The organism is Streptomyces sp. YIM 98790, from assembly GCF_011421595.1.
GTDB lineage: Bacteria > Actinomycetota > Actinomycetes > Streptomycetales > Streptomycetaceae > Streptomyces.
Window position 1 is genome coordinate 63,129 of the sequence record NZ_WTLH01000004.1, and the last position, 20,968, is coordinate 84,096.

The window sequence follows — 20,968 nt, forward strand, 5'->3', positions numbered from 1 at the left end:
GTCTGCCCGGTCGCCGGCCCGTCCCGGTTTCGTTCCGGTCACGTCGCGGCCGTGTCCCCCTCCCGTCCCCGGAGCGTCACCGCTATGCCGCCTTCGGTTTCCGCAAGGCGTGTGCACGGCGTGTGCACAGCGCGTGCACGGGGCGCGGCGTGCGGACCGCACGCCCGGCGCACGGCAAAGGTGTGAACACCTGACCCAGCCTGTCCCCGAGGGGTGGGAAACCCGGCCAACTTGGGTAAAAACGCTGTGGGGGTGGTGAGTTCCGTGATTCGGTGAACATATTGCAATCCGGCGGGGCCGGCCGGAACACCTCCACTGCCTGCATGCGGGAGCCGTCCCATGCTCACCACGATTCACACCGCCTATTCCGATACCCGGGCCGATGATCTCGCCTGGGCTCTCGGTCAGGAGCCCCTGCCCTACCTGGCCTCGCTCGATCTTGAACTCAGCGGCGCCCGTGTCCGGTTGCGCGTCCTCGGTGCCTCGCACCAGGTACTCCTCGACAGCCGGGGCGGGACCTGCTCCGAGACCGTGGCCTGCATGCCCGGCAGCCGCACCCCGCTGCCGCTGGGCGTGTCCAAGACCCTGGGGGCGTTCGAGTACGAGTTCGCGGCGCATGTGGAGAGCCTGGCGCCGGGGTCCTTCGCCGGCCGGGCCCAGGAACTTCTCGCGCTGGTGGCCGAGCATCCGCACGGGCTCGCCGGTACCTTTCCCGGCGATCCGCACGCCTTCACCGCGCTGCTCGCCCAGAGCCGCGGCGGGCATGTGCACTGGCGCACCTGGCACGCCTACCCCCAGGAGCACCGTCTCGTCTCCACCCGCACCCGGATTCTGGTGCGCGGCGAACTCTAAACGCGGGAGCGGCGATTACCTTTCCGTGCGCCCCTGCGCCACTCCTGTGGGTGACACGGCCGACGCGTGCCGTGACGTACCGTTCGCGACATGATCGACTCCACCGAGGCCCCGGCCGGCCGTGCCGCCGCCGGGCGCTCCGCCGCCATGGTGCCGGCCGGCCGGGCGGGCGCGGGAGCCGGGGAAGGCTCCGGCGAGCCGCTGCGGATGCCGGTGCCGCCCAGGGTGGGGCGCTGGATCGTGCTCTGTGCCGTCTTCGTCTGCGCCGCCTGCGGGCTGGTCTACGAACTGGTTCTGGTGGCGCTCGCCGACTATCTGGTCGGCGACACCGTCACCCAGACCTCCGTGGTGCTGTCGCTGATGGTCTTCGCCATGGGAATCGGCTCCCTGGGCGCCAAGCGGCTGCGGCTGCGCGCCTCGGTCAGCTTCGGTCTGATCGAGGCGCTGCTGGCGCTGGCGGGCGGTGCCTCGGCGGTCGCGCTGCACGCCTGCTGGCTGTGGTTCGGCGAGGTGCGGCCGGTGCTGTTCGGCTCCGCGCTGGCGATCGGGGTGCTGATCGGCATGGAGATGCCGCTGCTGATGACCCTGATCCAGCGCATCCGCAAGCAGGACCCGGGCGGCGCGGTGGCCGACCTGTCCGCCGCGGACTACGTGGGCGCGCTGCTCGGCGGGCTCGCCTTCCCGTTCCTGCTGCTGCCGCTGCTCGGGCGGCTCAACGCGGCGCTGCTCACCGGGGTGGTCAATGTGCTGGCCGGCGGGGCCGTGGTGCTGTGGCTGTTCCGCGGCGATCTGAGCGTCCGGGCCCGGCTGGCGCTGTGCGCGGTCAACACGGTGGTCGTCGGCGCGCTGCTGACCGGGGTGCTGCTGGGCGGGCCGCTGGAGGCGGCCACCTCCCGCGTGGTCGAGCACGGCACCGGCTCCGGGGCCGCCGTTCCCGGCGCCCCGGCCGTCCGCGGGCCCTGAGCCGGAGTGCCCGGGCGGGGCGGGCGGCCCGCCCGAGGACAAACGTTCCGCAACGGTGGGGAAGCGGGCGCCCAGTGGGTAGAGTCCCGCGCATGGAGCACGAGGTCTACGTACCGCATCCCGCCGCCGCCGTGCGGGCGGTGTTCACCGAGCCGGAACGTATCGCCGCCTGCGTGCCGGGCTTCCAGCCGGAACCGCGGACGGCCGGTGCGGCCGGGGCCGCCGAGGCCGAGCCGGAACGGCGGGCAGGCGATCCCGCGGCCCTGGCCGGGCGGCTGCGGCTGCGGATCGGCGGCTCCACCATCACCTACCGCGGCGCGCTGCGGCTGCTGGCGCACGGCGAGGGCTTCCTGGTCGACGCCTCCGGCGAGGAGTCGCGCGGCAACGGCCGGGTGCGGCTGACCCTGACCGTGGTGCCGCGCCCGGTCGCGGACGGCACCGGCACCACGCTGGCCTTCGCGGGAGTGCTGGAGGAGGCCCGCGGCCGGATCACCGAGTTCGACGCCGGCCGCCGCGAAGCGGCCGGCCGCCGCCTGCTGGACCGTTTCACCGAAGCCCTTCTTCCCCTCATCCCCGCCCCGCCCGCGCCCGCACCCACGGAGGGGGCCGCGCCGGACGCCGCCGGGGACGGGGACGAGGCCGGGGACGGGGACGGGGCAGCGCGGCAGGAGGTGTCCGCGGACGCGGACGCGCCTTCGCCGGACGCCGCCGGGGACGGAGCCGCACCCGCGGCCGGGGACGCGGACGGGGACGGGGACAAGGACGGGGACGAGGCCCGGCCGGCCGCCGAGCGCGGTGACGGCGACACCCGGGCCGGGGACGAGCGGGGCGACACGGGCACCGGGGAGAGCGGCGAGGACACCGGAGGCGAAAGCCGCGGGCTCGGCCTGGAGGACGACAACGAGCCGGTGATCCCCGGCATCCCGGCTCCGGACAGCGGTCAGGACACGCCGCCGCCCGGGGTCTCGCCGCGGGTCTTCGACGCCGAGGTGCCCCCGTCCTCCCTGGACCCCGACGCCCGGCCCGACGACGACGAGGAGGAGGACGGCGGCGACGGCTACGACGCCGTCGAGGGCCTCCACGACGGCCTGGAGCACGATCTGGAAGGTGACCTGGAGGACGGCCTGGAGGAGGAACTGCCCGAGGCCGACGCCGCCCGGCGCGCCATGATCGGCCGCAGCGCCGAGGAGGTCGACCACGCCCCGCCGCGCGGACGCTACGCCCCGGTTCCCGGCCCCGGCTCCTCCAGTGCCTCCCGCGGCGCCCTGCGCTGGGCGGCTCCGGTCGCCGCCCTGGCCATCGCCTCGGCCGTGGCCGTCACCCGCGCGCTGCGCCGCCGACGCTGACGCCCGGTTCCCGCATTCCGCATCAGCGCTGGTCAACGCGGGGTAGACCGAATCGTTATCATCGTGTGCGTGACCACTCCACAACAGACCGAGCGCGGTGTGCGACTCCACGCGGCCGACGCCGAGTTGACCGTACTGCCCGATGAGGGCTGCCGAATCTCCTCGCTCCGGACCGGCGGCACCGAGCTGCTGCGCCAGGGCGACGACTTCGGCTCCTTCGTGATGGTGCCCTGGTGCGGCCGGACCCGAAATGGCAGGTTCCGCAACGGAGAAACCTTTCACCAGCTCCCCACCGACGGTGAGGCCGCGCCCCACGCCATGCACGGCACCGTGCGCGACCAGCCCTGGAAGCCGGTGACCGCCGACGACCGCAGCGCCGCCTTCGTCTGCGACCTGGGCGATCCCTGGCCCTACCCCGGCCGGGTCACCCAGCTCGTCGAACTCGCCGAGGACGGCTCCGCCGTCACCCTCACCCTCGGTGTGGAGACGGCCGGCCCCTCCTTCCCCGCCCAGGTCGGCTGGCACCCCTGGTTCCTGCGCCGCCTCACCCCCAAAGGCCGCGACGTGGAACTCTCCTTCACCGCCGCCTGGCAGGAGGAGCGCGGCGAGGACCACATCCCCACCGGCCGGCGCATCGACCCCCGCCCCGGCCCCTGGGACGACTGCTTCGGCATGCCGGACGGCGTCCACGTCACCCTCACCTGGCCCGGCGAGCTGGCCCTGACCGTCACCAGCCCCTCCCCCTGGGCGGTGCTCTACGACATGCAGCCCGAGGCGGTCTGCGTCGAGCCGCAGTCCGGCCCGCCCAACGGCCTCAACTCCCACCCCCGGCTGGTCACCCCGCTGGAGCCGCTGGAGCTGTCCACCACCTGGAGCTGGCGCCCGGCACCGGAGGCGGAGCCGGCCGCGCCGCCCGCCTAGGCTGGGCCCATGAGCACGAGCACCGACATCCGCGCCGAGCTGCTGCGGCAGATCCGCGACAAGGCCGTGGTCCACGGCCGTGTGACCCTCTCCTCCGGACAGGAGGCGGACTACTACGTGGACCTGCGCCGGGTCACCCTGGACGGCGCCGCCGCGCCCCTGGTGGGCCGGGTGATGCTGGAGCTGACCGCCGGGCTGGAGTACGACGCGGTGGGCGGCCTCACCCTGGGCGCCGACCCGGTGGCCGCCGCCATGCTGCACGCCTCCGCGGCGCGCGGCGAACGGCTCGACGCCTTCGTGGTGCGCAAGGCCGGGAAGACGCACGGCCTCCAGCGCCGCATCGAGGGCCCGGACGTGGCCGGCCGGCGGGTGCTGGCGGTGGAGGACACCTCCACCACCGGCGGATCGGTGCTCACCGCCGTGGAGGCCCTGCGCGCGGCCGGAGCCGAGGTGGCCGGCGTCGCCGTCATCGTCGAACGGGGTGCGGCCCCGGCGGTGGCGGCGGCCGGGCTGCCGTACTACGCCGCGTACCAGCTCGCCGACCTCGGCCTGGGCTGAGGGCTGAGGACGCCGCCGCACGCGCGGTCTGGGAGGATGGGCCCGACGATGATGTCATCCGACTCTCCCCTCCCGGCTCACCGTCCTGAGAGCCGCAGGCCGCAGAGAGCCCGACCCTCACAGATACGCTTCGAAGGAGCGGACAGATGCCCATCGCGACACCCGAGGTCTACAACGAGATGCTCGACCGGGCGAAGGCAGGCAAGTTCGCCTACCCCGCCATCAACGTCACCTCGACACAGACCCTGCATGCGGCACTGCGCGGATTCGCGGAGGCGGAGAGCGACGGCATCGTCCAGATCTCCACCGGTGGCGCCGAGTTCCTGGGCGGCCAGTACAGCAAGGACATGGTGACCGGCGCGGTGGCGCTGGCGGAGTTCGCGCACGTGGTGGCGGCCAAGTACCCGGTCAACATCGCGCTGCACACCGACCACTGCCCCAAGGACAAGCTGGACGGCTACGTGCGCCCGCTGCTGGAGGTCTCGCGGGAGCGGGTGGCCGCGGGGCGCGACCCGCTGTTCCAGTCCCACATGTGGGACGGCTCGGCCGAGACGCTGAAGGACAACCTGGAGATCGCCGAGGAGCTGCTGGCCCTCACCTCCGCCGCGAAGATCATCCTGGAGGTGGAGATCACCCCGACCGGCGGCGAGGAGGACGGCGTCAGCCACGAGATCAACGACGAGCTGTACACCACGGTCGAGGACGCGCTGCGCACCGCCGAGGCGCTGGGCCTGGGCGAGAAGGGCCGCTACCTGCTGGCCGCCTCCTTCGGCAATGTGCACGGCGTGTACAAGCCGGGCAACGTGGTGCTCCGGCCCGAGCTGCTCAAGGACCTGCAGGAAGGCGTGGGCGCCGAGTACGGCAGGACCGCCCCGTTCGACTTCGTCTTCCACGGCGGCTCCGGCTCCACCAAGCAGGAGATCGCCACCGCGCTGGAGAACGGCGTGGTGAAGATGAACCTGGACACCGACACCCAGTACGCCTTCACCCGGCCGGTGGCGGACCACATGTTCCGCAACTACGACGGGGTGCTGAAGGTGGACGGCGAGGTCGGCAACAAGAAGACCTACGACCCGCGAAGCTGGGGCAAGCTGGCCGAGGCCGGCATGGCGGCGCGCGTGGCCGAGGCCTGCGCCGACCTCCGCTCGGCCGGCACCAGGCTCAAGTAACCCGGCCCCTCCGGACCCGCCCCGGCCCCTCCGGCACGGGCGGGGCGGGGCGGACCCGGGACCGGCGCACACCGGGTCGGGCGACGAGCGGCGGGTGCCGCGGTGCCGGGGTGCCGGGCGACGGGTGCCGGGGTGACGGGGACCGCATGGCGGCGGGCGGCCCCCCGTACCGGCAGACTGGACGTCATGGCCATCCATGAGAATCTGCTCGGGGGCCCGCCCCCGACCCATCTGCCGGACGACCCGGAGCCGCGCGAGGCACTGGCGGCGGGCAAGGACCCGGCCGAGGTCGCCGCCCGGTACCCCGCCTCCTCGCTGGCCTGGGCACGCCTGGCGGACCAGGCCTTCGCGGCGGGCCGGACGGTCGAGTCGTACGCCTACGCCCGGACCGGCTACCACCGGGGCCTGGACGCGCTGCGCCGCAGCGGCTGGCGCGGGCAGGGCCCGGTGCCGTGGGAGCACGAGCCCAACCAGGGCTTCCTGCGCGCGCTGCACGCGCTGGCGCGGGCCGCGCAGGCGATCGGCGAGACCGAGGAGTACGAGCGCTGCACCACCTTCCTGCGCGACAGCTCCCCGACCGCCGCCGATGTGCTCACCGGCTCCCCGCCGGCTGCCTGAACCGCACCACCACCCGTAATATCACCCGCACTATCCGCACCACCCGCACTGCCCGTACCACCTGCCCGGCGGCACCGGTGACCCCGGCGCCGCCGGGCTCCCCTGGGAGACCGCAATGACGCAGTCACCACTGCCCGCCCCCGGACCCGCCCCCGGACCCGGTCACGGCCCCGGTCACGACCCGGAGCCGCATCTGGACTTCGCCGGCACCACCCCGTACGAGGACTACGTCAAGGCCGACGTCCTCACCCACCTCCAGGAACCGCACACCGACGAACCGGGCGAGATGGTCTTCCTGGTGACCACCCAGGTCATGGAGCTGTGGTTCACGGTGATCGTCCACGAATGGACCACTGCCGCCCGCGCGCTGCGCCAGGACGATCTGCGCACCGCGCTCGCCGCGCTGGACCGTTCCCGGCACGAGCTCAAGGCCCTGAACGCCTCCTGGGAACCGCTCGCCCACCTCACCCCCGCCCAGTTCAACGCCTACCGGGCCGCCCTCGGCGAGGGCTCCGGCTTCCAGTCCGCGATGTACCGGCGGATGGAGTTCCTGCTGGGCGAGAAGTCCGCCTCCATGCTGGTGCCGCACCGCGGCGCCCCGCGCGTGCACGACGAGCTGGAGAAGGCGCTGCACGAACCGAGCCTCTACGACGAGGCGCTGGCCTTTCTCTCCCGGCACGGCTGCGAGCTGCCGGACGAGGTGCTGCACCGGGACCGCAGCCGCCGCCACGAGGAGCACCCGGCCGTGGAGGCGGCCTGGACCCGGGTCTACGCCGACCCCGACCACCCGCTGCTGCCGCTGGGCGAGGCCCTCACCGAGGTCGCCGAGCTGGTCTGGCGGTGGCGCAACGATCATCTGGTGGCCACCCGGCGGGCGATGGGCGCCAAGCCGGGCACGGGCGGTTCGGCGGGCGTGGCCTGGCTGGAGAAGCGCGCCCGGAAGAACGTCTTCCCCGAGCTCTGGACGGCCCGCAGCCATGTCTGAGAACCCTCTCCCCACCCCCGGCACCACCTCCCCGCCCGTCTCTCCGCCCGCCGGCGTGTCCGCCTCCCCGCCCGCCGACGGGTTCGCCGAGGCCGCCCGGCTGGACGCCGCCGACCCGCTGGCCGCGCTCCGCCGCGCTTTCGTCCTGGACGACGACACCGTCTACCTGGACGGCAACTCCCTCGGTGCCCTCCCGGCCGCCGTGCCCGGCCGGCTGGCCGAGGTGATCGGCCGGGAGTGGGGCGAACTCCGCATCCGCTCCTGGACCGAGTCCGGCTGGTGGACCGCGCCGCAGCGGATCGGCGACCGGATCGCCCGGCTGATCGGCGCCGCCCCCGGCCAGGTGGTGGTCGGCGACTCGACCAGCGTCAACGTCTTCAAGGCACTGGTCGGCGCGGTCCGCCTCACCGCCACCGCCGACGGGCCCCGCGGTGGCGTCCGCGACCAGATACTCGTGGACTCCGGCACCTTCCCCACCGACGGCTACATCGCCGGGTCCGCCGCCCGGATGACCGGCTGCACGCTCGTCCCGGTCCCGGCCGCCGACCTGCCCTCCGTGGCCGGGCCGCGCACCGCCGCCGTGCTGGTCAACCACGTGGACTACCGCACCGGGGAACTCCACAACCTGCCCGCGGTCACCGCCGCCGCGCATGCCGCCGGGGCCCCGGTGGTCGCCGACCTGTGCCACAGCGCGGGCGCGCTGCCCGTCAACCTGGACGCCCTCCGCGTGGACTTCGCGGTGGGCTGCACCTACAAGTACCTCAACGGCGGGCCCGGCTCCCCGGCGTACCTCTACATCCGGGCCGAGCACCAGGACCGCTTCGACTCCCCGCTGCCCGGCTGGAACGGACACCGGGCGCCGTTCGAGATGACCGCGGACTACCGGCCCGCCCCCGGCGCGGTGCGCGGCCGGGTCGGCACGCCGGACATCCTCTCCATGCTGGCGCTGGAGGCCGCGCTGGAGGTCTGGGACGGCGTGGACCTGGCCGAGGTACGGGCCAAGAGCCTGGCCCTGACCGACTACTTCCTGGCCCGGGTCGCCGCCCTGGCGCCCGAGGCATCGGCCGTTCCCGTCACCCCGGCCGAACACGCCCGGCGCGGCAGCCAGGTCTCCCTGCGCTGCACCGACGCCGCCGCCGTCATGGCGGAGCTGATCCGCCGCGGTGTCGTCGGCGACTTCCGCGAGCCCGATGTGCTGCGCTTCGGCTTCACCCCGCTCTACACCAGCTTCACCGACACCGAACGCGCCGCCCGGACCCTGGCCACGGTCCTGCGGGAGCGGCCCCGGTGAGCCGCCGCAGCGAGACCGGCGCCGGCCTGCCGGGCAGCGGCTCGGCGGAGCGCGGACGGGACGCCGCGGAACTCACGGCGCTCCTCGCCCTCCCGCCCGTGCCGCCCGGCCGCACCCTGCGCTACGGCCCGCATCCCTCCCAGGTCGTCGACCTCTACGGGCCGCCCGGCCGGCTCACCGACCCCCGGGTCGTGGTGCTGCACGGCGGCTTCTGGCGGGAGGCGTACGACCGCACCCACCTCACGCCGTTCGCCGCCGCCCTGGCCGCGGCCGGCCTGCCGGTGGCGCTGGTGGAGTACCGGCGGGTCGGCGGTGGCGGCGGCTACCCGGAGACCTTCGAGGACGTCACCACCGCGCTCGCCGCCGTCCCCGGCGACCGTCCGCACGTCCTGCTCGGCCACTCGGCCGGGGGCCAGCTCGCCCTGTGGGCGGCCGCCCGCACCCCGCCCGGCCCGCTGTCCGCCGTGGTGGCCGTGGCCCCGGTCTGTGACCTTGCCGCCGCCCACACCCTCCGTCTCGGCGCCGGCGCCGTCTCCGCCCTCCTCGGCGACGACGGCACCGGGTCCGTCCTCCCCGGCCTCGACCCGCTGCGCCTGCCCGCCCCGCCCTGCCCGGTGACCCTGCTGCACGGCACCGACGACGGCCAGGTCCCGTTCGCCCTCTCCGAGCGCTACGCCGCCGCCCACCGCCGCACCGGGACCGTCCGCCTCCACCCCCTCGACGCCACCGGGCACTACGCCCCCTTCACCCCCGGCACCCCCGCCTTCCGCACCCTCATCCGCCTGATCCACCCCGGCACTGCCGCAGATAGATGTCCCAGTACGGGGGAGTGACCCCCGGAATCGGCCCCTTCCGCCCCACCCGCCACCACCCCGTCCCCCGCCAGAACGCATGAGCCCCGCCCGCGGNACCCGCCACCACCCCGTCCCCCGCCAGAACGCATGAGCCCCGCCCGCGGCCGGCTGCACCGACAGCAGGGCCCGCTCCTCGCTCCGCTCCCGCAGAAACACCTCGACGAGCCGCCGCCCCAGCCCGCGCCGCCGCCACCCCTCCGCGACCGCGGCATCCTCCAGGGCACAGGTCCGCCCGGGCCACTCCCGGGTCAGCGCGGCGGGCAGCGGCTCCGGGAACCGCCGCCACCACCGGTGGTCCACCGGAAGCCGGTGACCGTAGACGAAGCCCGTCAGCTCACCGCCCGCCGCCGGATCAAGGGCCACCACGATGCCGAAGACACTGCCCTCCTCGGCGAGATAGCCGTCGAACACGGCCTCCTGGGCGGCCGGGCTGCCGGGCCCGCCGAGAAAGGGCGGCCGGGAGAACGTCCGGTGGTGCAGGGCGCACACCGCCGTGCGGTACTCCCGGGCCAGCGCCGTGCCCCCGCTGCGCAGCAGAACGTCCCGGTTCCCCGGCCCTGCCGGCGGCTCAGTCATCTCCCACCGGTCTCCCCTGCTCCTCCCGCTGCGCCGCGAGGGCACGGGCGATCCGGTCGCGCATCCCGGCGGCCTGCGGCTCGTCGAGCCCCGCGGACAGCCGGGCGGCCTCCCTCCAGTGCGCGGCCGCCTCGGGGGAGCCCAGCGCCTGGAGGGACTCGCTGATCCCGACCAGCGCGCGCAGCGTGTTGCGCCGGTTGCCGAACTCCTCGAAGTCCTTGCGGGCGTCCCGGTAGAGCCTGAGCGCCTCGGCGTACTGGCCGAGTTCTCCGCACGCCCGGGCCAGGGCGCAGGCGCCGAACGCCACGCTCCAGGCGTCCTGAAGAGCGGTGAACAACTCCACCGCCCGCCGGGCGCTCTCGCGTTCCTGCTCGTGCTCACCCAGCGCGCACTGGCACTGGGCCAGGGTCAGCAGCGCCTGGCCCTCGCCGCGCCGCTCGCCGTGCGCGCGGAACACCTCGATGGATTCGCGAGTCGTGGCCAGCGCGCCGGAGATCTCGCCGCGCCGGAGCAGCACGGCGGCGGTGCCGCGCAGCGCGAAGCCGGCGATCCAGCCGTCGCCTTCCGCCCTGCCCAGCTCCGCGGCCCGCCGGTAGGCGGCCAGGGCGTCCGGCAGCCGGCCCAGCAGCCAGTGGGCGTCGCCCAGCCCGAGGTGGTTGCACGCCTCCCCGTACCGGTCGGCGGCGCGGCGGGCCGCCTCGATGCCCAGCCGGTGGATCTCCTGCCACTCCTGCCAGTAGTGCCGCAGCTCGAAGAAGCCGTACATGACGGCCGGCAGGCGCCAGGCCAGGTCGTACCGGCCGGTGCGCAGGGCGGTGCGCAGGGCGTCGAGGAGGGTGAGACGTTCCTGCTCGAACCAGTCCATCGCCTGCTCCACATCGGCGAAGGACAGCGGCGGCGGCTCGTCCTCGGCCGGGTCCGGGAGCGGGACGTCGTGGAAGCTGGGGAGGATCACCCGGTGTCCGGCGGCGACGGTGCGCAGGTACCAGGCCAGCACCCGGCGCAGCGCCCGGTCGCGGTCGGCCGGTGCCTCGTCGTGCTCGGCGCGCTCGGCGGCGTAGTCGTGCAGCAGATCGTGCAGCCGGAGCCGCCGTCCAGGTGCGTGCTGCACCAGGCTGGCCTGCGCCAGCCGGTTGAGCCGCTGCCGGATCTCCGTCTCCGTGGTCCGGGCACCCAGCAGGGCGGCGACGGCGGAAAGGCTCATCTCCGGTCCCGGATGCAGACCCAGCAGCCGGAACATCCGGGCCGCCTCGGGCGGCAGTGCCCGGTAGGAGGTGGAGAACACCGCCCGCACATCGGCCAGTTCGTCGTCCTCGAAGCCCAGCGCGTCCAGCCGGTCGCGCTCGTCGGCGAGTTGCTCCACGAGTTCCGCGAGTGTCGCGTAGGGCTGCTCGTTGGCCTTCTCGGCCATGATCTGCAGGGCGAGGGGGAGGTGGGCGCAGCGCTCGGCCAGCCGGGCCGCCGCGTCGGGCTCCGCGGCGACCCGCTCGCGCCCCATGATCCGGGCGAGAAGTTCCACCGACTGATCGGGAGGGAGCGTGTCCAGGGTCATGCGTTCCGCTCCGTACCTAGCGCCGATACCGGGCATGCTGTTTCTGCTGGTGAGTACGACAAGGCAGGTCGGTGACGCGGGCAATAACGGGCGCACGTCGTTCGCGCTCGCCGCGTCGTCGATGACGATCAGTACGCGTTTGCCGTCGAGCAGGGACCGGAAGAGTGCGGAGCGGCTGTCGAGGTCGTGCGGAATGCGGTCCGGGCTGACATCCAGTGCGCGCAGCAGGCTGTCGAGCGCCTGGGCGGCATCCAGACTCCTCCCGCAGCCGTGGCCGCGCATGTTCAGATAGAGATCACCGTCGGGGAACTGGCCCCGCACGCGGTGCGCCCAGTGCAGTGCCAGCGCGGTTTTCCCCATTCCCGGGGGCCCGGTGATGGTCGCTATGGCGACGGTGTTCCGAGGGGCCGGGGCTGTGGCCGGGGCCGGGGCCGGGAGGAGGGAATGCAGCCGCTCGATGTCGGCCTCCCGGTTCACGAAGAGGGGGATGTCCATGGGCAATTGCCGGGGCCGTGGCCAGGGCGGGCGGGTCCCGCCGAGGGTGATGCCGCCGTGCACCGTGCCTGCCTGGACGGTGGCACCCGAAGTGCCGCTCAGTTCGTTCCGGGTGCCCGCGCTGTCTCTGCCGTTCTCGCTGGTGGGCCCGTTCACCGGCGGTCTCACCGGTCAGCCGGGGCAGACGGGGGCGTTCAGCATCAGGTCGTCGAACCGCTGTGCGTACCGGGGGAAGGGGATGGATGCCGCGACCGCCTGGTCGCGCCAGTGCGCGGCGCGGGCGACGCGGTCCGGGTCGTCCACGGCTTCGGCCGAGGCGAAGGTGCCGTCCGGGCGGTAGTTCATGAGCACCAGGCGGCGGGAGTCGAACAGCCAGAAATCCTGCCGCGGCAGGTCCTCGGGCCAGTGCCCGGCGGCCACCGGGATGATGCGGACGTCCTCGCCGGCCGCCACCGTATGCCGGTAGGACCACAGGCATTCGAACCGGGCGTAGTCGGAGAGCGGCTCTTCCAGGATGTGCACGCGCTGGAATTCCTTGCCGCGCCGGGTTCCCTCGCTCACTCTCGCCAGCCAGCCTTCGAGGCCGGGAAAACGGCCGCGGGATTCGCCGGAGAGAAAACGTTCGAATTCGGGCCGCTCATAGGAAACATCGTAATTCTGGAGTGTTTCCATGCGGAAGGCCGTCCGCTGGAATTCGGCGAAATGGCTGCGGAATCCGGGGTCGCTGAGCGAGGAGAACCTCTGGGCCATGGCTCAGCGCTCTCGCGGGGGCGTCGTGGCGGTGTAGCGCTCCACGGCACCGAGGATGACCTCGGTGGAGATGCGGACGGCGGTCTCGCCGGGCAGGAGGTTCTGGAGTTCCGCGGCGGTGTCGTCGTCCACCAGGCGGCCCTGGACGACGAATTCTCCGTTCTCCGCGAGGTAGACGCTGGGGCAGCCTTCACCGCCCGATGCGTTGTCCTTGTAGATCATTGTTAACTTCACTGGGCCCCCTCGTACCGATCTTCCGTACTGAGCAGTCGGTGAGCGAAGAGTAGAAGTGCCGGGGAAAACCAGTCAAGGGTCTTGTCGCCAATTCGGGTGGGCGCATATGCCAAAGAACGGCGCGAAGTAGTCTGCGAGCGCCCCGGGGTTCGCAACTCACAGCTCAATGCACAGACCGCACAAGTCACCCGTAACCCCTGAACCGAAGTCCGGTGACAAATGCAATGGCACTCTCCGTAGCATAGAGGCCAATGCCATGGGTACATGGAGCTGTCCGGAATCCCACGCCCCGCGCCCGCCGCCGGGCCGGCGCAGCCCGCAGAGCGGAGACCGGTGATCACACCGATTCGGGGACCGGGCCGAGGTCCCTAGGGTGGCCGCTCCCGGCAGCGCGTCCCCGTGTCGCCGGGCCGCCCCGTCGAGGTCCCCGTGGAGTGAGCCCCATGCCCCGTACCGAAGCCCCCGGCCGCCGCGCCCGGGTCCGTTCCCGCTCCCGCAGCCGTGTCCGCCGCCGCACGGGGGCACTGCTCTTCGGGATCGTCCTGGCCGCCGCCGCGTCGCTCGGCGGGACCACCGCCACCGCCACCGCCGCCCCCGCCCCCGCCCCCGACTCCGGGACACCGCTGCCGCGGGGCGGCGGGAACAAGCCGGGCGACATCGTCACCGCCCGGCCGAGCGTCTTCAAGCCGACGCCGACGGCCACCGCCGATGTCACCTCCTGGCAGATCACCTACCGGTCGACCGGTGCCACCGGCCGCCCCAACGTGGTCTCCGGCACCGTCCTCGTCCCCAACGACGGCGCGGCCGGGCCGGACAGCCCGCGTCCGCTGATCAGCTACGCGGTCGGCACGGTCGGGCTGGGCGACCAGTGCGCCCCCTCCGCCGGCTTCCCCGCCGGGACCACGGCCGAGGGCGGGCTGATCGCGCTGCTGCTGGCCCGGGGCTGGGCCGTGGCGGTCACCGACTACGAGGGCCTGGGCACCCCGGGCACGCACACCTACACCGTGGCCCGCTCGGCCGGCAAGGCGGTACTGGACGCCGCCCGCGCGGCCCGGCGGCTGCCGGGCGCGGCCGGGCTGGGCATCACCGCCGACTCGCCCGTCGGGCTGATGGGTTACAGCCAGGGCGGCCAGTCGGTCAGCTGGGCCGCGCAGCTCCAGCCCTACTACGCCCCGGACCTGGACATCGCCGGCACGGTCACCGGCGGCACCCCGTCCCGGCTGCGCTTCGCCGAGCTCCAGGAGGACTCCCCGTACGGCGTGGGCTTCACCCTGATGTCCCTGATCGGCCAGGATGCCGCCTATCCCGGGCTCAACCTGGACCGCTTCCTCAACGACACCGGGCGGGAACTGGCGGCCCGGATGGCGCAGGGCTGCGTCAACGAGAACATCGCCGCCGGTGCCGCCTACTCGCTGGACGACATCACCCGCTCGGACCCGGCGGAGACCCGGCGCTGGCGGTTCCGGCTCGCCCAGCAGGACCTGGGCGGCCTGGCGCCCCGTCACCCGGTGTTCGTGTACCACGGTGACGCCGACGACCTGATCCCGCCGCAGCTCGGCAGCGAGCTGGCGGAGTCCTGGTGCCGGCGGGGAGCCACCGTGCACGCCGAGACGATTCCCGGCGCCGATCACCTCGGTGCCGTCCGGCCGGGAAGCATGCGGGGCGCCGACTGGCTCGCCGAGCGCTTCGCCGGCCTCCCCGCCACCGGCAACTGCACCCCCTGACCGGCCACCGGCCGCCGCACCCCCTCCGGCCGTACCGCCGCCGCTCCCGTCGCGGCGGGCGGCCGGCGGGCGGCCGGCGGGGCGGTGGCCGGAACCGGCCCGGACCGGCATGGGTTTGGCGGGGATTGCCATGGCGCTGCCGCCTCTCCCGTGGGATCGTCCGGTGCAGGACGCGACGGGGAGGCACCTATGAAGCCTGTACGGGGAATTGTCAGTGCCGCGGCGGCCCTTGCGCTCGCCGCCGGACTCGCCCTCGGCCTGGCGGCCCCCGCCCAGGCCGCCATCGGCACCCTCGGCTACACCTGGTCGAACTGACCGGTGACCGGCCGGCGGCCGCGGCCGCCGTACGCACCGGGACCGCCCGGCATCACCCGCGTTTCCACGGGCGGAGGGGCACGGCCGGTGCCGAGGCCGTTGTCCGTGCCGTTGTCAGTGCGGGGCTCTAGCGTGGGGCGGGTGGCTGAGCCGGAGTTTCTGGGGCGGACGCGGGCCGCGTACGACGCCGTGGCCGCCGCCTACGGCGAGCGGTTCGCACGGGAGCTGGACGCCAAACCGCTCGACCGGGCGCTGCTGGACGCGTTCGCGGAGATGACCGGGGACGGGCCGGTGGCCGAGGTGGGCAGCGGCCCCGGCCGGGTGACCGCCTATCTGCACGCCCGGGGCGTGGACATCCATGGCATCGACCTGTCGCCGGAGATGGTGGCGCTGGCCCGGCGCACGCATCCCGGCCTGCGGTTCGAGGTCGGCTCCATGACGGACCTGCGCATACCCGGGGGGACGCTGGCCGGGCTGGTCGCCTGGTACTCCGTCATCCACATACCGGACGGGGCGCTGCCGGGGGTGTTCGGGGAATTCCACCGGGTGCTGCGGCCGGGCGGCCGGCTCGCCCTGGCCTTCCAGACCGGCGACGAGCGGCACCGCATCGACGAGGCGTTCGGCCGTCCGGTCTCGCTGGACGTCCACCGCCGCCGCCCGGAGACGGTCGAACGGCTGCTCCGGGTGGCCGGTTTCCAGGTGCACACCCGGGCCGTGCGGCAGGCCCGTCCCGAGCTGGACGAGAAGGTGCCGCAGGCGTATCTGCTGGCGGTGGCGGTGGCGGTGGCGGTGGCGGTGGCGGTGGAGGCGTAGGGGGCGGGCCGGCCGCCCCCGTTCTCACGGCTGGCGGCCGTCGAGGTGGCGGATGACGTCGGCGAGCGGGGTGGCCGGGTGGCCGGTCAGGCGGGGCACGGCGTCGGTGACGCCNTGGCGGTGGCGGTGGCGGTGGCGGTGGAGGCGTAGGGGGCGGGCCGGCCGCCCCCGTTCTCACGGCTGGCGGCCGTCGAGGTGGCGGATGACGTCGGCGAGCGGGGTGGCCGGGTGGCCGGTCAGGCGGGGCACGGCGTCGGTGACGCCGGCGAGTTCCCCGGCGGCGATCGCGGTGTAGGTGGAGACCCAGGCGTCGAGCTGCCAGCGCTCGGCGCCGTAGCGGGCGCGGGAGGCGTATGCCTCCTCCAGGCCCTCCGCGTGGTAGGTGACGTTCCGGCCGGTGACCGCCGTGAGCACGGCCGCGATCTCGTGGAAGGTGAGCGCCTGCGGCCCGGTCAGCCCGTACACGGCGCCCGCGTGGTCCNGGCGCCGTAGCGGGCGCGGGAGGCGTATGCCTCCTCCAGGCCCTCCGCGTGGTAGGTGACGTTCCGGCCGGTGACCGCCGTGAGCACGGCCGCGATCTCGTGGAAGGTGAGCGCCTGCGGCCCGGTCAGCCCGTACACGGCGCCCGCGTGGTCCGGGGCGTGGGTGAGCACGGACACGGCCGCCTCGGCGATGTCCTCCTGCGCGACCAGGGCCACCCGCCCGTCACCCGCCGGGCCCCGGATCACGCCGTCCTCGCCGACGAAGGCCGGGACGAAGTCGGCGTAGATGCTGTCCCGCAGGAAGGTGAAGTCCAGGCCGCTGTCCCGGATGTACTGCTCGGTGGCCCAGTGGTCACGGGCCAGGGTGAAGGTGGCGTCCGGGGCGGCGCCGTAGAAGGAGATGTAGACCAGATGCCCCACCCCGGCCTGCACAGCCGCGTCGACGAAGGTGCGGTGCTGCTCCACCCGGTCCGGGGTCTCGGAGATCGAGATCATCAGCACCCGCTCGACGCCGGACAGCGCGCGGACCACGTCGTCCCGGTCGCCGTAGGCGGCGCGCGCGACCTTCGCCCCGGGCAGTGCGGGGGCCCGGGCCGGATCGCGCACCACCAGGGTCTGCGGCACCCCGGCGGCGGCCAGCCGCCGCGCGATCCGCACGCCGAGACGGCCGGTCACCCCGGTGACCGCGATGCTGCTGTCGTTCTCGCTGCTCTTGTCGGACGGAAGGGACATGCCGTCTCCTGCTCTGGCTGTGGTCGGAACCTTCGCGACGGCCGCCGCCCCGGGCGGGGCGAGGGCGGAGCGCTGCGCGTCGATCCGTATCAGCCCCGGCCCCCGCCACCCCGTCACGACGCGCCCACCGTCGCGCACCGCCCCCTCCTCTTCACCCCGGACTGTGGTGAGGGAGCGATGGCGGACGGAGTTGCCGGGGCGAAAGCAGGCAGGGAGGGCGTCCTCGTGCCGTCCGGTCTCCGCCAGGCCGATGCCCTGCAGCAGCAACGGCGTAGTCCAGGACCAGCGGCAGCGGCTCGGAGGTGTGGCTGAGGGCCAGCGCCTGGTCATGAGCCGAGAACGACGCCCCACGGCCCTGTCCCCGCTGGACGGTGCCATTTCCGGCCCCGGCGCGGACCGCTGCGCGGGCATGCGGGGTGGGTGCGTTTCCTCCCGGATGGGCAGGACGAGCGGCGGCAGTGGCAGCGTAGAGCGTCGATTCATAAAGGTGATACCGAAATAACTCAAACGAGTTAAGTGTTGGGCTTGCGTTGGAGCGCGCACCGCCGAGCGTGCAGACTGTGCCGGGCTGAGAGGAGGGCACATGGCACCGAGAAACAGTCCGACCATCCGCCAGCGCCGGTTCGGCGCCGAATTGCGACGGCTCCGCGAAGCGGCGGGCATGACCACCGCAACGGCCGCCGGGCTGCTCGCAACCGACCGCACCGTCATCTCCAACGTGGAAGCCGGCCGCTTCGGCATAAGCGAGGACCGGCTTCGCCGGCTGGCCAGCATCTACCAGTGCGACGACGACGCCCTGATCGACGCACTGGCGCAGATGACCGGTGGCCGGCGAAACGGCTGGTGGGAGGAGTACCGGGGCAAGATCCCGCCCGGCTTCCTCGATGTCTCGGAGATGGAGCACGATGCCGTGCGCCTGCGGACCGTGCAGACCTGTCACATGCCGGGCCTGTTCCAGACCGAGGAACACGCGCGGGCACTGTTCGACATCATCCTGCCGCCGCTGCCGCGTCTCGAAGTGGAGTTGCGGGTAGCGCATCGGATGGGACGCCAGGCCGTGGTCACCGGCGAGTCGGCCAAACCCTACGAAGGGGTGATCCACGAGGCGGCACTGCGCATGCAGATCGGAGGCCGGAAGGTGGCAAAGGCGCAGCTCGCCCGCCTGCTGGAAGCCTGCGACCGCGACAACGTGACGCTGCGGGTGATCCCCTTCTCGGCAGGCGGGTTTCCCACGATCGGGGATTCGGTCCTCTACGCCGACGGCGTGACTCCGCACCTGGACACGGTCCACATGGACACGGCGATGGGTGCCGTATTCATCGACTCACCGGCCCGCCTGGCCGGCTTCCGGCGTCGGTTTGCCGCGGTCGGAAAGGTAGCGTTGGCCCCGCAGCAGTCGAAGGACTTCATCCGGGCGATCGAACGCGAGGTCTGAGAGGGGGCCGACATGAGCGCGCCGCGCTGGCTCAAGTCCTCCTATTCCGAGGAGGGCGGGAACAACAACTGCGTGGAGGTCGCCCGCCTGGAGGGCCAGCACCTCGCCCTCCGCGAGAGCACAGCGCCGCAGCACATCGTCGTCACTACCCAACGCCGTTTTGGTGCGCTCCTTGATTACGCCAGGCTGGAGGCTCTCAGGCGGCTGGGGTGGTAGGTGTTGCCTGCACGCCGCCCGTGCGGGGTTCTTCGGCAGCAGCTCGCCGTGTTCGGCGCGGCTTGCGGATCTGTTCCTGAATGCGCGCTTGTCAATTCTGAAACGATCGTGCCTGGGAGTGCTGAGGCGGAGCCGGGCGTCAGGTGCCGGGCGGAAGCCTCACTTCCCGGATGTCTTCCCGGGCGGTGTTCTTCATGCCGCCTGTCGAGCCGGTGAGGTTCCTCAACGAAATGATCTCGTGGGGTGACCCGGCCCAGGCAATCCCGCGAGCCGTGATGATTCCTGCGGCATCCGGCGGCCGTACTGCCGAACCCGTTACCGAGGAGGACTTCTGATGCGCAGCGTGACCTATTCGATGAGCGTCTCACTTNGCGTGACCTATTCGATGAGCGTCTCACTTGACGGCTACATCGTCGGGCCGGACGGCTACATCGTCGGGCCGGACGGCGACTTCGACTGGTCGGCGCCGGACGAGGAGGTCTTTCGCTTCTGGATCGACGAGATCCGAGAGGTCGGCGTCCATCTGTTGGGGCGACGGCTGTACGAGACGATGCTGTACTGGGAGACCGCCGACCAGGATCGATCGCTCGACGCCGCAGAGCTGGAGTGGGCCGCGCTCTGGAAGCCGCTCCCCAAGGTGGTGTTCTCGACCACGCTGTCGGCGGTCCAGGGCAATGCCCGCCTGGCCTCCGGCGGCCTGGCGGAGGAGATCGAGCGGTTGCGGGCCGAACCGGGGGAGGGCGACATCGCGATCGGCGGCGCGACGCTCGCCGCCGAGGCGGCCGCGTCGGGTCTGATCGACGAGTACCGGGCCATGGTCTACCCGGTGCTGGTTGGCGGTGGCATCCCGTTCTTTCCGCAACGCGAGCGCCGGGTGGATCTCGACCTCGTCGAGACCCGCACCTTCGGCTCGAAAGTCGTCTACCTCCGCTACCGCGTGGCGCGTTAGCCGGCTGGAGATCATTTCCAGGGTCTGTTGAGGACGAGGGCGGCGCGGGCGGAGGGCGACATGTCGCAGGATGCGCCTGCGTTCGGCGGCGGTGCGTTCGCCGAGCGCACGGACGTGTCCGGTCAGGGCGTTCGTCATGCGGGTTCGGCATGCAGGGCCTGCCGGCCGCAGGTCCTGGGAGGCGCGGCTCAGCTCATTCGGTGGTGGTGGGGTGGGTGGCGGTGAGGCGGGCGTAGACGACGATGTTGGCGTTGTAGCCGCCGTCGGGGGACCAGACGCCGCCGCAGGTGATCAGGCGGAGTTCCGGGGTGTTGACCGGGCCGTAGACCTTCTCGTCGGGGAACTCCGACTTCAGGTACTGCTCGACGGAGTCGGCCACGAACACCGCGGTGGTGCCGTCCTCGCGGTCGATCTCGATGACGCCGCCGGGCTGGAGCGAGCCGAGACCGGCGAAGGCGGCCGGGCCGGTGCGGGTGTCCAGGTGGCCGACCAGCAGGGCGGCACCCGCCTCGCCCGGGGCGACGCCGCCCGCGTACCAGGCGGCACGCATGGCGTCCTCCTCGGCCGGTGTGGGCGGGCCGCCGTCCGGGGCCAGATCGGCGCCGAAGGCCTCGACGGAGATGCCCAGCTCCGGAATGCGCACCCGGGTGGGCGCGGAGCGGGGGAGGGCGGTGGTGCCGAGGGCGGTGTCGGCCGAGCCCGGGGCCTCCGGGAGGCCCGTGCCGGGCGCGGACGCGGCCGGGGAGGGGGCCTCCGCGGGGAGCATGGCGGCGGTGAGCAGGGTGACCAGGACGGCCGAGCCGACGGCGGCCACCTCCAGGCGGCGGCTGCGCGGCGCCAGCCGCTCCTGGCGGGTCAGCCCGACCCCGCCGGCGGGGTCGGGGCGGAGCAGGCCGGTGTGCAGCAGCAGGCTCCGGGTGAGGGCGTGGGTGCGGCGCCAGAGGCGGACCAGCCGGTACCAGGGCAGGGCGCGGACCCGGCGGTCGGCGGCCCGCCAGCCGGAGCGCACTCTGCGGGCGGCGGCGCGGAACGGACGTGCGGCTGCCGCCGCCCAGCGGGCGACGGCGGCGCGCGGCGCGGTCCACAGGCTGTGGACGATGCGGCGGCGGAGACGGAGCAGGGCACCCGCGAGGCGCCG

General features: G+C 73.6%; 21 protein-coding genes and 2 pseudogenes. 16 read left to right on the plus strand and 7 right to left on the minus strand.

The window, feature by feature from the left end; translation table 11 throughout:
• Positions 1 to 339 precede the first annotated feature (339 nt).
• The 10 genes and pseudogenes from GQS09_RS01455 (at position 340) to GQS09_RS01500 (ending at position 9,536) form a co-directional block, all read left to right on the plus strand.
• On the plus strand, positions 340 to 852 hold the full coding sequence (locus GQS09_RS01455; RefSeq protein ID WP_165984101.1) for a DUF2617 family protein: 513 nt from the start codon (positions 340 to 342) through the stop codon (positions 850 to 852).
• Between the two features lie 147 nt (positions 853 to 999).
• Positions 1,000 to 1,770: pseudogene (locus GQS09_RS01460) on the plus strand (spermidine synthase); the annotation flags it as partial.
• 137 nt (positions 1,771 to 1,907) lie between these two features.
• A complete protein-coding gene (locus tag GQS09_RS01465; protein ID WP_165984102.1) occupies positions 1,908 to 3,161 on the plus strand; it encodes a hypothetical protein in 1,254 nt (417 codons plus the stop codon).
• Between the two features lie 69 nt (positions 3,162 to 3,230).
• A complete protein-coding gene (locus GQS09_RS01470; protein WP_165984103.1) occupies positions 3,231 to 4,082 on the plus strand; it encodes an aldose 1-epimerase in 852 nt (283 codons plus the stop codon).
• A gap of 9 nt (positions 4,083 to 4,091) precedes the next feature.
• A complete protein-coding gene (pyrE, locus tag GQS09_RS01475) occupies positions 4,092 to 4,640 on the plus strand; it encodes an orotate phosphoribosyltransferase (protein ID WP_165984104.1) in 549 nt (182 codons plus the stop codon).
• Positions 4,641 to 4,786: 146 nt separating this feature from the next.
• The gene (fbaA, locus tag GQS09_RS01480; RefSeq protein ID WP_165984106.1) at positions 4,787 to 5,809 is read left to right on the plus strand and encodes a class II fructose-bisphosphate aldolase; all 1,023 of its coding nucleotides are present in this window, start codon (positions 4,787 to 4,789) and stop codon (positions 5,807 to 5,809) included.
• A 186-nt stretch (positions 5,810 to 5,995) separates the two neighbouring features.
• On the plus strand, positions 5,996 to 6,427 hold the full coding sequence (locus tag GQS09_RS01485) for a DUF3151 domain-containing protein (RefSeq protein ID WP_165984107.1): 432 nt from the start codon (positions 5,996 to 5,998) through the stop codon (positions 6,425 to 6,427).
• Between the two features lie 115 nt (positions 6,428 to 6,542).
• Positions 6,543 to 7,412: a tryptophan 2,3-dioxygenase family protein gene (locus GQS09_RS01490; RefSeq protein WP_165984108.1), complete on the plus strand. Its 870-nt coding sequence runs from the start codon at positions 6,543 to 6,545 to the stop codon at positions 7,410 to 7,412.
• Positions 7,405 to 8,703 (plus strand): kynureninase, encoded by a 1,299-nt coding sequence (gene kynU, locus GQS09_RS01495; RefSeq protein WP_165984109.1) that lies wholly within the window; start codon positions 7,405 to 7,407, stop codon positions 8,701 to 8,703. The genes GQS09_RS01490 and kynU overlap by 8 nt, the downstream gene beginning before the upstream one ends.
• 26 nt (positions 8,704 to 8,729) lie before the next feature.
• Positions 8,730 to 9,536 carry a S9 family peptidase gene (locus GQS09_RS01500; RefSeq protein ID WP_165984123.1) on the plus strand — a complete coding sequence of 269 codons (807 nt, stop codon included), beginning with the start codon at positions 8,730 to 8,732 and terminating at the stop codon, positions 9,534 to 9,536.
• A 99-nt stretch (positions 9,537 to 9,635) separates the two neighbouring features.
• Here the strand turns inward: GQS09_RS01500 and GQS09_RS30890 are convergent.
• The 4 genes and pseudogenes from GQS09_RS30890 to GQS09_RS01520 form a co-directional block, all read right to left on the minus strand.
• Positions 9,636 to 10,133 (minus strand): annotated as a pseudogene (locus tag GQS09_RS30890) (GNAT family N-acetyltransferase); the annotation flags it as partial.
• Positions 10,126 to 12,336 carry an NB-ARC domain-containing protein gene (locus GQS09_RS01510; RefSeq protein WP_165984110.1) on the minus strand — a complete coding sequence of 737 codons (2,211 nt, stop codon included), beginning with the start codon at positions 12,334 to 12,336 and terminating at the stop codon, positions 10,126 to 10,128. The gene GQS09_RS01510 and the pseudogene GQS09_RS30890, both read right to left, overlap by 8 nt.
• Positions 12,337 to 12,351: 15 nt before the next feature.
• Entirely contained in the window at positions 12,352 to 12,930 is a 579-nt protein-coding gene (locus GQS09_RS01515; protein ID WP_165984111.1) for a DUF6879 family protein, read from the minus strand.
• 3 nt (positions 12,931 to 12,933) lie between these two features.
• Positions 12,934 to 13,152, minus strand: a complete 219-nt coding sequence (locus GQS09_RS01520; RefSeq protein ID WP_207957341.1) for a hypothetical protein — start codon at positions 13,150 to 13,152, stop codon at positions 12,934 to 12,936.
• A gap of 455 nt (positions 13,153 to 13,607) precedes the next feature.
• Here GQS09_RS01520 and GQS09_RS01525 point away from each other — a divergent pair, with 455 nt between their 5' ends.
• The 3 genes from GQS09_RS01525 to GQS09_RS01530 all read left to right on the plus strand — a co-directional run bounded on the left by GQS09_RS01525 (position 13,608) and on the right by GQS09_RS01530 (position 16,016).
• Entirely contained in the window at positions 13,608 to 14,888 is a 1,281-nt protein-coding gene (locus GQS09_RS01525) for a lipase family protein (RefSeq protein WP_165984113.1), read from the plus strand.
• Positions 14,889 to 15,077: 189 nt separating this feature from the next.
• Positions 15,078 to 15,203 (plus strand): hypothetical protein, encoded by a 126-nt coding sequence (locus GQS09_RS30215; protein ID WP_279577677.1) that lies wholly within the window; start codon positions 15,078 to 15,080, stop codon positions 15,201 to 15,203.
• A 141-nt stretch (positions 15,204 to 15,344) separates the two neighbouring features.
• Positions 15,345 to 16,016 (plus strand): class I SAM-dependent methyltransferase, encoded by a 672-nt coding sequence (locus GQS09_RS01530; protein WP_165984114.1) that lies wholly within the window; start codon positions 15,345 to 15,347, stop codon positions 16,014 to 16,016.
• Between the two features lie 174 nt (positions 16,017 to 16,190).
• Here the strand turns inward: GQS09_RS01530 and GQS09_RS01535 are convergent, their stop codons facing one another.
• Both GQS09_RS01535 and GQS09_RS01540 read right to left on the minus strand, forming a co-directional pair.
• Positions 16,191 to 16,481: a hypothetical protein gene (locus GQS09_RS01535; protein ID WP_165984115.1), complete on the minus strand. Its 291-nt coding sequence runs from the start codon at positions 16,479 to 16,481 to the stop codon at positions 16,191 to 16,193.
• The gene (locus GQS09_RS01540; protein ID WP_165984116.1) at positions 16,469 to 17,230 is read right to left on the minus strand and encodes an SDR family oxidoreductase; all 762 of its coding nucleotides are present in this window, start codon (positions 17,228 to 17,230) and stop codon (positions 16,469 to 16,471) included. Before GQS09_RS01540 ends, GQS09_RS01535 begins: the two co-directional genes overlap by 13 nt.
• A 583-nt stretch (positions 17,231 to 17,813) precedes the next feature.
• Between GQS09_RS01540 and GQS09_RS01545 the strand changes: the two genes are divergently transcribed.
• From GQS09_RS01545 to GQS09_RS01555, 3 genes are all read left to right on the plus strand, one after another.
• A complete protein-coding gene (locus GQS09_RS01545; RefSeq protein ID WP_165984117.1) occupies positions 17,814 to 18,665 on the plus strand; it encodes a helix-turn-helix transcriptional regulator in 852 nt (283 codons plus the stop codon).
• Positions 18,666 to 18,677: 12 nt separating this feature from the next.
• Positions 18,678 to 18,881, plus strand: coding sequence for a DUF397 domain-containing protein (locus GQS09_RS01550; RefSeq protein WP_165984118.1), 204 nt, complete (start codon positions 18,678 to 18,680; stop codon positions 18,879 to 18,881).
• 334 nt (positions 18,882 to 19,215) lie between these two features.
• Positions 19,216 to 19,830, plus strand: coding sequence for a dihydrofolate reductase family protein (locus GQS09_RS01555; protein ID WP_165984119.1), 615 nt, complete (start codon positions 19,216 to 19,218; stop codon positions 19,828 to 19,830).
• 193 nt (positions 19,831 to 20,023) lie between these two features.
• Here the strand turns inward: GQS09_RS01555 and GQS09_RS28960 are convergent.
• The coding region (locus tag GQS09_RS28960) for a class F sortase (protein WP_243761019.1) at positions 20,024 to 20,968 on the minus strand (945 nt) is incomplete at its 5' end.